At 74.2% G+C, this 1128-nt stretch carries 1 protein-coding gene; it reads left to right on the top strand.

Annotated elements, in window-relative coordinates; all coding sequences use genetic code 11:
• The coding region (locus tag C667_RS23175) for a tetratricopeptide repeat protein (protein WP_004389625.1) at positions 1-1012 on the top strand (1012 nt) is incomplete at its 5' end.
• Between the last annotated feature and the right edge of the window lie 116 nt (positions 1013-1128).

Genomic DNA, 1128 nt, shown 5'->3' with positions numbered 1-1128 from the left:
CGCGGAGGCCTTGCGCGTGCTCGAGGCCGAGGTCGCGCGCGCACCGGCGAGCCGGCCGCTGCGCCTGGCGAAGGCGCGCGCGCTGGTGAGCGCGCAGCGCTTCGGCGAGGCGCGCAACGCCTTCAACCAGTTGCTCGAGGCCTCGCCACAGGACCCGGAGCTGCTTTATGCGGTGGGGCTGCTGTCCCTCCAGCTTGACGAACCCGACGCGGCCGAGCTGCACTTCGCGCGCGCGCTCGCTGCCAGCCATCCGCAACCCGATCTGATCCGCCTGCACCTCGGCCAGATCGCCGCCGACCGCGGCGAGGGCGAGGGCGCGCGCAAGTGGTTCGACGAAATCGAGAGCGAGGACCTGCGCCCCGAGGCCGATATCCGCAGCGCCTTGAGCCTGGCGCGCGAAGGCCGTGTCGACGAGGCGCGCGCCCTGCTGCAGAGGGACATCGAGGACCCCGACCTCGCCCGCCGCTACTTGCTCGCCGAGACCCAGATCCTGCGCGACGCCGAGCGCCCTGGCGAGGCCCTGGCGCTGCTCGATGCCGCCCTGCGCGAGACCCCCGAGGACACCGGCCTGCTCTACGAGGCCGCCATGCTGGCCGAACGCATCGACCGCATGGACCTGCTCGAATCCCGCCTGCGCCGGGTGCTGGAGCTGCAGCCCGACCACGCGCATGCGCTCAACGCGCTCGGCTACTCGCTCGCCGACCGCGGCCTGCGCCTGGAGGAGGCCGAGGCGCTGATCGCACGCGCGCACGAGCTCATGCCGCAAGACCCCTTCATCCTCGACAGCCTCGGCTGGGTGCGCTTCCGCCGCGGCGACCACGACGGCGCGCTCGCCCACCTGCAGCGCGCCTACGGCATGCGCCAGGACGCCGAGATCGCCGCCCACCTCGGCGAGGTGCTGTGGACGCTCGGGCGTCGGGACGAGGCACGCCGGCTCTTCGCCGAGGCGCTTGCCGCACATCCCGACAATCGCCTGCTGAGCGACACCGGCCGCCGGCTGGGCATCCAGTGAGCGGACCGACCCCGCATCCTGCGCCGGACCTGCGCCGGGCCTTGCTGGGCGGCGCCTGCGCGCTGCTGCTCGCGGCCTGCACGCCCGCCTTGGTGCGCGACGGCGCGCAGCCCGCC

The organism is Thauera phenylacetica B4P, from assembly GCF_000310225.1.
Taxonomy (GTDB): Bacteria; Pseudomonadota; Gammaproteobacteria; order Burkholderiales; family Rhodocyclaceae; genus Thauera; species Thauera phenylacetica.
Note: the sequence above shows the minus strand (reverse complement) of the source record. Positions and strands in the feature narration are given on the sequence as shown.